This is a genomic window from Syntrophobacterales bacterium, from assembly GCA_019429105.1.
Lineage (GTDB): Bacteria > Desulfobacterota > Syntrophia > Syntrophales > UBA5619 > DYTH01.
In genome coordinates this window covers 1-8,704 of record JAHYJE010000064.1, presented here as the reverse complement: position 1 = coordinate 8,704, position 8,704 = coordinate 1, and the positions used below count along the sequence as shown (strand labels likewise).

Here is an 8,704-nt window from a genome sequence, read left to right as displayed (position 1 = left end):
TACACAATGCTTCTATCGGGAATACGGTTTTTCAAGCAGTTAGAACCAGATTATGAACATTAAACTTCGTTTTCCCGCTTAAAATCATTGCGGGAATGACAGAATGTGAGAGTTTTGCAATTGGCTCCTTTTATTTAAATTTCCCCGGGCTTACCTTCTTTTCCATCCCGTCAAGGAAATTCGCCCACGCGTTTGTCCGAAACGGGGTGACGAGTTTTTTAACTTGGGACGCCCCGCAGGATGGGCAGCAAGGGGCGTCTTCCGCAACCTTCATCACCCGCTCGAAACTATGTCCGCAGGATATGCACTCATATTCATAAATCGGCATGGTTAAAAATCTCCATGGGGGTCAGGTCTTTAAATTAAGTGTTTTTTTATGCAGCTCCCTTGACATTAGCGGCCGTCCCCAATGGAAACGTTTGCAGTCCTTCCGACCGTGCGGCGCGGGTCAGCCTGTCGTCAAAACAGGCAAATACGAAGTCATCAGGAAGCATTTCCCGGATCGCCAGCGCCGATGCGAGATGGATTGCGTCGAAACCTCTCAGCGGATATCCTTCAACCACCCGCTCAATGTAGGGATTTAGTTCGCCGTTGACCTCTACACGGATAAAGCTTTCCCAGTCCCTAAGAAAAGAGCCCGCTATTTCCCGGAGCAACGTATCGGCAAGCTCTGCCTCCCGTTTCTTCCTATATATGGAAGCCATTGTTTCCGCGTAAGCAACAAAGGATGTGACGATTTGGGCGGCCGATTTCCATCTGGCGATAATCTCGTCAGAATAAGGCTCCTGGAAGTATCTTTTTACCAGGGCGCTCGTGTCGAGATAGAGGATCATCGGTCGTTCACCGCCGATCCTCTATCACGATTTCCGAAACGGGTTTCCCCGGAACCTCCACCGCCCGGATGCGGTCTTTCCGGATGCTCCGGCCAGGCAGCGCGATCAACCCTCTCTGAACCAGGCGCCCCAGCGCTGAGCGGATGGACTTATCCCCATAATCTTCCTTCAAGATGCGGGCAATGGGCACTCCCCTTTCAGTGATCAGAATCTCTTCCCCCGCTTTTACCTGAACCAAAAATCTGCTTAAATTGTTTTTTACATCCTTTACTCCCGCGCTGATCATGAGAGCTCTCCCTTCTTGGTAGCCACTTTTATTGTTATGGTAGCTATCTTTAACAACGTAGTCAAGTATTTTATTTTGCTAATACCTGAAAGGTGTTGCATTGTTTGTGGAAAGGGGTTAACGTGAACCGTGGAATGTCAAGGGATTTCTTATCAAAATTCGGGGAGACGACTGATGAGGCTATCCGAAAAAAGTGTCAATGCCGTGAAAGATGCTGTTCGTTCCGCATTTCCCGGTCAGGCAAGAGTTATTCTCTTTGGCTCCCGGTTTTTTGACGACAGACGCGGGGGCGACATCGACCTGCTGGTAATCAGCGATTTGCCGCAAGGTACAAGGGAAGCGGCTAAAATCAAGGCAATCGTAAAAATGCAGATGGCTCTGGGAGATCAGAAAATAGATGTGGTTGTTACTGCCGACCCCGCCCGGGACTCGCGCCCGGTGGTAAAAGAAGCGCTGCTTAACGGGGTTGAATTATGACTGCGGACATACTTCGCCTTAAAATCGAAGCGGCTCTCTTTGAAGGCGAGGCGCACCGGCTGCGCCTGTGTACGGGAGCTAAAAAACTGGCGCCATTTTTTCCCCTCACTCCCGATTCGCTCAATGCCCTTGAAGATGAGACGGTTTCCTGGCTTGACCAATTCATTTATCGATTCACAAAATTACAGGATGCGATGGGGACGAGGCTGTTTCCGGCACTGGCGTTCATGATATCCGGAAACGATGAGCCTCGCCCGTTTCTTGACACCCTGAACATGCTGGAAAAAATCGGCGTCGTTTCCTCCGTGGAGGAATGGCAGACGCTGCGAGCGGCGCGAAACAACCTCGCGCACGAATATCCGGGCAGCGACGAGCAACGCTCGGCAATCCTGAACATACTTTTTCTCGAATGGCGGAAGCTCGAATCCATGTTTATGGCCGCACAGAGCTATTACGAAGAAAAGTTGCTTCCGCTGCTCGACCGGAAGCGATAGCGAAAAGTGACGGCTCGTCTTTCCTCATCCCCCCTTTCTGAATAACAGCGTGGGCAGGACCATGGTCGCATTTCCTTGTCAACATTTTTCTCAAGAGTCTGGTCGTTAACAGTCGCTATTGTTGACGGGATCGAAACAGCGGCAGCGCTTCCGATGCAGCGCCCGGTCGCACGCGCTCATCGTCGGTTTCAATTTGCGCGTGATGCAGGATTTGCAATTTCCCGGACGCTGATTGGATAAAATTGGTATTATGTCACCGTATTTTGGGTTGTCCGCGATTTCCCACGGTTTCCCTCATAAATACTTACCAAGCCGTTTTCACATGCGGATAGTTTCGTATTTTTTCGTCTTTCGTTACCAGAACTGCGCCCAGAGACAAAGCCGTGGCGATGATTATGCGATCAGCGGGGTCATTGTGCAAAATTCCCGGCAAATTGACTGATTTCATGGCGATACTGTTGTTGACAGGCACAAAGTTGAGAAATGGCAGCGCTTCCGAGGCGGTAACCCAATCGTTGTCGCTCATCGTCAGTTTCAGTCTGCCTCGCGATACAAGAATCGCAATCTCCCAAACGCTGATCGAGGAAATAAAAATCTCCTTCTTCGTCACTTCACCATCAATAACGGTTTTCGCCGTTTCTGAAAGAAATGACGGGCTGCTTACCCACCAAATCCAGACGTGCGTGTCCAAAACGATCATCGCAGGGCCTTCCAGTCTTCGGCCGCCACCGGTTCGGTGGGGCCGTCGTACTGCAAAACGGAGTTGCGCAAGTTTTTTAAACGCCCCTCTGAATCTACGGTATAGGGGATTACCTTCAGCACCGGCCGACCGCGATCAGTTATAATCAGTTCCTCCCCGCTTTGTTCAATCATGCGGAAATATTCCAGTGAGCGCGGTTTAAATTGAGATTTCGATATTATACGTTCCACGATTTCATCCTTCCTGGCTCGAATGCAAGCATGGTCAGATGACCATAGTCACATTCTTTTGTCAACACTTTTTTCGAGATTCTGATCGGTGACAGCCACTAATTAATTTCCGTTGGGGCATAAACAGTGGCAGCGCTCTGTAAATGTTACTCTGACCCCAATTATTAAATTTGCGGTGTTAAACGGAGGTGACCTCTTGCCAGGGGGGAGAGAACTGCCGGGGGTTAATAAGTTAACAGCGTCCCCTAAAATCGGCTGTATAAATGGATAGAGATACGCAAAGTCGGTTGACTTTTGTGAGGGGAGTGATAATGTGCGGCGGAAATACTAATGATGGAGGTATCCTTTATGATACGAGAAGCGATGGAGGAGCTAATTAACTGGAAAAATGGAGACAGGCGCAAGCCTTTAATCATTCGCGGCGCCAGACAGGTCGGAAAAACATGGATTATGAGGGAGTTTGGAAAAACCCATTATGAAAAGACCGCCTATCTGAATTTTGACAACAACGGGCGGATGGAGAGTTTATTCAGAGGCGATTTTGACATCCCGCGTCTCATTACGGCTCTTCAGATTGAGGCGGATGTTAAGATCGAACCCGGCAACACCCTCATCATTTTCGACGAGGTGCAGGAGACGCCCCGGGCCTTGACGTCGCTAAAGTATTTTTGCGAAACGGCGCCGGAGTATCATGTCATGGCCGCCGGATCGCTCCTGGGGGTGGCGCTTCACCCGGGGACATCTTTTCCCGTGGGGAAGGTTGATTTTCTGGACTTGTATCCGCTTAATTTTATGGAGTTCCTGAATGCCGTCGGGAATGCCAATCTGGCAGACCTGCTGGCAGCGAAGGATTTCGAACTTATAAGGCACTTCAAGGACCGGTATATCGACCTTTTGAAGCAATACTGCTATGTCGGGGGAATGCCGGAGGTTGTCGCCGCCTTTGTTGAGACGCATGATTTTTCCCTGGTGCGCGAGGTGCAGAGGAGGCTGCTCCTTGCGTACGAGCAGGATTTTTCGAAACACGCCCCCAACGAGACCGTTCCCCGTATCCGGATGCTCTGGTCGTCTGTCCCGGCACAACTTGCGAAGGAAAATCGAAAGTTTATATATGGTTTGATCAGGCACGGGGCAAGAGCCCGGGAGTACGAGCTGGCCCTGCAGTGGCTTATTGACTGCGGTTTGATTCATAAGGTGGGGAGAATTTCAAAACCGGCGATGCCCCTTACGGCTTACCAGGATTTTAACGCGTTTAAACTGTTTGTCGTCGATGTAGGCTTATTGGCGGCCATGAGCGGCCTCGATGTTAAAACGCTTCTGGAGGGGAACCGGGTTTTTGAAGAATTCAAAGGCTCTTTGACAGAGCAGTACGTGCTGCAGCAACTGATAGCCAGCAAACAGATTACCCCGTTTTACTGGACGGCCGAAAAGTCGGATGGCGAGATTGATTTTGTTTTTCAAATGGGGATGGATATTGTGCCGCTTGAAGTAAAGGCAGCGGAAAACCTTCAGGCTAAAAGTTTGAAGAGCTACTGCCGGAGATACAGTCCGAGGCTTGCCTTCCGCACGTCAATGTCCGATTACCGGAAAGAGGAGTGGCTCACGAATCTTCCCCTTTATGCATTGAACGGGATTGGCGGGTAAACGGTGTCAGACATAATTGGTATTATGTCACCGGGTTTTCTGTCACCGGGTTTTCTATGGTAACATTTTATTTGAGGCAATTCGCCCCTCCACTTTTTTATTGCACATGTTTTAAAATTCTGATATTTTAAAATTTAGAAATTTAAAATAATCAACTTTGTAATTTACAAATATCATACTCAGTAATTTTGGTTCTTTCGTAAAAAAGTTGAAGCCGGTTCCGCGGTATAGGGTTTAGCAGGATGTTGAAAAACTCCTCCGAGTGGATTCTCGTGGCCCTGTAAGGGGGTCATCGAACCCCTTATCGAGGGGAGAAAATCGTTTCTGGCCCATTTTCAGCAGCCGCTACGGTCACCTGAAGGCTCACAAAAAAGTTTTTCAAAACCTTGTTAGGCTTATCAAGCAAAACCCACAGGACTTCATCCATCATAACAAGAATACCGTTTACAGAAACAATAACCTGTGCAGAAAGGAGATCATGCATGGAAGACTTATGGCTCAAGATTCAGGAGTGGGTAACCTTTTACGGGTTAAAGATCATTGCCGCACTGGTCATCTTCATCGTGGGTCGCTGGATTGCGAATGGGGTCAAGCGATTGACCGGACGGATCCTTACCGGAAGAAAAGTCGACCCGACCATCGTATCCTTTGTCCAGCATCTCACCTACATTGCGCTGCTCACCTTTATCGTGATAGCGGCCCTGGCGCAGCTCGGGATACAGACCACCTCGTTCATCGCCGTCATCGGCGCCGCCGGCCTGGCCATCGGTCTCGCACTACAGGGCTCCCTGGCGAATTTCGCCGCCGGATTCCTGATGATCCTGTTCAAACCGTTCAAGGCCGGCGATTACATCCAGGGTGGAGGGGCTACCGGCATAGTTGAGAAGATCGAGGTATTCACGACGACCCTCGTCACCGTGGACAACAAGGTGGTCATTGTTCCCAATGCAAAGATGATGGGTGATAACATCATCAATTACTCAACAAAGGAAAACAGGAGGGTCGATCTGGATTTCGGGGTGAGCTACGGGGATGATATCGACAAGGTGAGAAAGTGCATCCAGGATGTCATCAATACAGATGCGAGGATACTCAAAGACCCGGAGGCCTCGATCCTCGTCAAGGAGCTAGCGGACAGCAGCGTGGTTTTCCAGCTCAGGGCATGGGTGAAGGGATCTGATTACTGGAACGTGCATTTCGCTGTCATCGAGGAGGTTAAGAAACGGTTCGACGCGGAAGGCATCTCCATCCCGTTCCCGCAGAGGGACGTGCATGTCTACGAGAACAGGAAAGGATGAAATCAGGCATCTTCTGTTGGCTGTTTTCTTGCCGTTCGTCCCTGCGGGCAGAGTGATTGTCACACCAATCTTCTGCCTATGACGGGAAACAGGCCTCAACCTTACTCACGAAGTGGATCAGGAAGCTGAAAGAGACCGGATATTGATCGGCGTTCAAAGAGAAGAGGCCGTACGGATTCAGCCGTACGGCCTCTTGAATAGACGCGGGTTATTTTTTGATGATGTACTCCGCGGCGGCCTCGACCCTCCGGTTCTTCTGACGCCCTGCCTTCGTGGCGTTGGATTCGATGGGCCTGATCTCGCCGTAACCCTTTTCGTTCAGACGGTATGCGTCGATGCCGAACTTCCCAACCAGGTACTTCTTGACGGCTTCGGCGCGGCGCTGGGAGAGCTTCGCATTGTAGTCCAACCCGCCCGTATTGTCGGTATGCCCCTCGATCGTGATCTTGAGATCGGGATATTTCTTCATGACCTCCGCCAGGTTGCCGATCTCATGATGGTACTGCTTCTTGCTCAACTTGAGGGGTTTGGTTGGGGCGCCAGCGTAACCCACGTCCCTCTCAGGTCTTCATGCCGCCGCATACACGCTGCGCCCCGCGCCGTAGTAGGCGTCATAGACGTGCTGGAATACAGCCGTTGTTTTCTGCTCGAATAGTTTCGGCGTGTAGATCCTCGACAAGCCTTGGTCCAGCAGTTTCTCGATGGTCACCCGCACCTCGGCCCGGGCCTGCTGGCGTTTGCGCCAATCGAGCACCAGCTTACCCGCCTTGAGCGTTGATAGCAGTTCCCTGGCGGTAGCTTTGACCTTTTCCCGGTCCGCCTCGCTCATGTCAGGCTGCGGTCTCGTCAAGAGGTCAAAGAGCGCCAGCTCCTCTTCATCCAGTTGTTCGCCCACGCCCCGCTGCGCTTCTTCATTCAGACTCCGGGCAAAGGCCACCAGTTGCTGGAAGAACTCCTCGGCATTAAGGCTTCCCTCGTTATAGGCGTCGATCATGGCCTGAAATTGCTCCAGATAATCCATGCGGGTGCGGTTCTGCCGCACCAGGACCATGAGCTTCTGCGCGATCGTTCCCTTGAGTTTCTCGTTTAAAGTGCGCCTGCGGCCCGTCTTGAATTTCTCGGCCAGCTTCTCGAAGTCTATTTTGCTCAGATCAAGCCAATGATCGGCGTCAAAGGGTGAGCTTGGCTCGCGAATCACGTAGCCCTCGGCGGCAATCGACTGATCGAGGAGCCCTTCCACCTGCTGCATGACCTGGGAGATGTCCGCCGGCCGTGTCAGCGCACGGATTTTGTCGGCGCTCACTTGGAGAGGCGACACCTCGGCGGCAAAGTCCCGCGCCGCCGGGTCCGGCAGCACGGCCTTGTAGAGCCGCAGAACCGTGTTGGTCAGATCGAGATAACGGAGCTTGATCTCTTCGGAGGCGACCAGCGCCTCTAAGGCGTCATCGAGCAAACCGACGCGGTCAAATCCCTCAGCGACCTGGATGGCCGCAAGGTTTACCCCGTGCTCCTGGCACAACCCCCGAGTCTCCGCCAAGGCCTGACGCAGAGCTGCAACCAATGCGGCCTTGTTCTCCACCGGCTTCCTACCGTCGCCTGCACCCCCACCGGCCCCATAGATGGCCAACGCCCTCTCCAGGTTGCGGAACACCCCGGCATAGTCCACGATCAGGCCGCTCACCTTGCCGGGATAGACCCGGTTGGCCCGGGCGATGGTCTGCATCAGGGTATGGTTGCGCATCGGTTTGTCGAGGTAGAGGGTCGAGCAGCTCGGCACATCGAAGCCGGTCATCCACATGGCGCAGACAAAGACCAGCCGGAAGGGGTCGTCGGGATTCTTGAACTTCGTTTCCAGATCCTCATCGACCATGCGCTTGCGGTGTGGTCGGATGTCGAGCCCTTTTTCGTTCATCTCAGCGATCTCGTTCTGACCTTGAGAGACGACCACCGCCATATCGGTTTCCTTCATCCGGGCGATCTGCGCTTCGATCTCCCGCCGGGCTTCGCCATCCGCCCCGGCCACCTCCGCTTGCAACGTCGCAATCTTTTCGCTCCAATACTTCTTGACCTTGTCGTACATGCGTATGGCCGTCGCCTTGTCGATGCAGATCACCATGGCCTTGCCCGGGAAGCCCCGCCCCGTGAAATGGGCCACCAGGTCCTTGGCCACCGCTTCCAGGCGGTCGTCGCGGGTTATCAGGTGGTACTCCCGGGAGAACTCCCGTTCCAGCTTCTTTTCCTGCTCTTCGTCGAGTTCCGCTGCCTCCAGGAGGTTCTCCATGTCTTCGTTGAGGTTCTCGTTGACCAGTTGCAGCTCAGGGATGCGGTTTTCGTAGTAGAGCGGGACGGTCGCGCCGTCGGCCACCGACTGCTGGAAGTCGTAGACGCTGACGTAATCGCCGAAGACCTGGCGGGTCTTCTCCTCTCCGATAATCAGCGGCGTGCCGGTGAAGGCCAGAAAGGCGGCGTTGGGCAGGGCAGTGCGCATGTTGAGCGCCAGGGTGTCGTACTGGCTGCGGTGCGCCTCGTCGGTGATGACGATGATGTCGCGCCGCTCCGAGAGCACCGGATGCGTCTCGCCCTGCTCGGTGCGGAACTTGTGTCCTTCCGGTAAGCCTGCGTGAAAAATTTTGATTAGGCAGTTATGATTGGTTATCAACTCAATAAGGAGGATAACCAATGGATCAAGAGTTTACGCCCACAGTAAATCTTCAAGAAGTACAGCAGCGATTTGAGGGATGG

12 protein-coding genes are annotated in these 8,704 nt (G+C 52.6%); 4 read left to right on the top strand and 8 right to left on the bottom strand.

Going from position 1 to position 8,704, the window contains the following annotated elements; genetic code table 11:
- Positions 1–130 precede the first annotated feature (130 nt).
- From K0B01_14110 to K0B01_14100, 3 genes are read right to left on the bottom strand one after another with little or no spacing between them, the layout of a single operon-like run.
- Positions 131–328 carry a zinc ribbon domain-containing protein gene (locus tag K0B01_14110; protein ID MBW6487274.1) on the bottom strand — a complete coding sequence of 66 codons (198 nt, stop codon included), beginning with the start codon at positions 326–328 and terminating at the stop codon, positions 131–133.
- A gap of 46 nt (positions 329–374) precedes the next feature.
- On the bottom strand, positions 375–833 hold the full coding sequence (locus K0B01_14105) for a type II toxin-antitoxin system VapC family toxin (GenBank protein MBW6487273.1): 459 nt from the start codon (positions 831–833) through the stop codon (positions 375–377).
- Positions 834–840: 7 nt separating this feature from the next.
- Positions 841–1,119 carry a type II toxin-antitoxin system prevent-host-death family antitoxin gene (locus K0B01_14100; protein MBW6487272.1) on the bottom strand — a complete coding sequence of 93 codons (279 nt, stop codon included), beginning with the start codon at positions 1,117–1,119 and terminating at the stop codon, positions 841–843.
- A 174-nt stretch (positions 1,120–1,293) separates the two neighbouring features.
- Between K0B01_14100 and K0B01_14095 the strand changes: the two genes are divergently transcribed.
- Positions 1,294–1,596 (top strand): nucleotidyltransferase domain-containing protein, encoded by a 303-nt coding sequence (locus tag K0B01_14095; protein ID MBW6487271.1) that lies wholly within the window; start codon positions 1,294–1,296, stop codon positions 1,594–1,596.
- A complete protein-coding gene (locus tag K0B01_14090; GenBank protein MBW6487270.1) occupies positions 1,593–2,090 on the top strand; it encodes a hypothetical protein in 498 nt (165 codons plus the stop codon). The genes K0B01_14095 and K0B01_14090 overlap by 4 nt, the downstream gene beginning before the upstream one ends.
- A gap of 304 nt (positions 2,091–2,394) precedes the next feature.
- Here K0B01_14090 and K0B01_14085 read toward each other — a convergent pair whose 3' ends face one another.
- Together K0B01_14085 and K0B01_14080 are read right to left on the bottom strand one after the other, a co-directional pair.
- Entirely contained in the window at positions 2,395–2,790 is a 396-nt protein-coding gene (locus K0B01_14085; GenBank protein ID MBW6487269.1) for a type II toxin-antitoxin system VapC family toxin, read from the bottom strand.
- Positions 2,787–3,020, bottom strand: a complete 234-nt coding sequence (locus tag K0B01_14080; protein MBW6487268.1) for a type II toxin-antitoxin system Phd/YefM family antitoxin — start codon at positions 3,018–3,020, stop codon at positions 2,787–2,789. Before K0B01_14080 ends, K0B01_14085 begins: the two co-directional genes overlap by 4 nt.
- Positions 3,021–3,368: 348 nt before the next feature.
- Between K0B01_14080 and K0B01_14075 the strand changes: the two genes are divergently transcribed.
- The gene (locus tag K0B01_14075; GenBank protein MBW6487267.1) at positions 3,369–4,664 is read left to right on the top strand and encodes an ATP-binding protein; all 1,296 of its coding nucleotides are present in this window, start codon (positions 3,369–3,371) and stop codon (positions 4,662–4,664) included.
- A 301-nt stretch (positions 4,665–4,965) separates the two neighbouring features.
- Here K0B01_14075 and K0B01_14070 read toward each other — a convergent pair whose 3' ends face one another.
- A complete protein-coding gene (locus K0B01_14070) occupies positions 4,966–5,148 on the bottom strand; it encodes a hypothetical protein (protein MBW6487266.1) in 183 nt (60 codons plus the stop codon).
- On the opposite strand from K0B01_14070, the gene K0B01_14065 reads away from it, so the two are divergent.
- Complete coding sequence (locus tag K0B01_14065) at positions 5,147–5,962, top strand: mechanosensitive ion channel (protein MBW6487265.1); 816 nt, start codon at positions 5,147–5,149, stop codon at positions 5,960–5,962. The two genes, K0B01_14070 and K0B01_14065, sit on opposite strands and share 2 nt — an antisense overlap.
- Positions 5,963–6,170: 208 nt before the next feature.
- Here K0B01_14065 and K0B01_14060 read toward each other — a convergent pair whose 3' ends face one another.
- Positions 6,171–6,515 carry an OmpA family protein gene (locus K0B01_14060; protein ID MBW6487264.1) on the bottom strand — a complete coding sequence of 115 codons (345 nt, stop codon included), beginning with the start codon at positions 6,513–6,515 and terminating at the stop codon, positions 6,171–6,173.
- A 15-nt stretch (positions 6,516–6,530) separates the two neighbouring features.
- Complete coding sequence (locus tag K0B01_14055) at positions 6,531–8,642, bottom strand: DUF3387 domain-containing protein (GenBank protein ID MBW6487263.1); 2,112 nt, start codon at positions 8,640–8,642, stop codon at positions 6,531–6,533.
- Positions 8,643–8,704 lie beyond the last annotated feature (62 nt).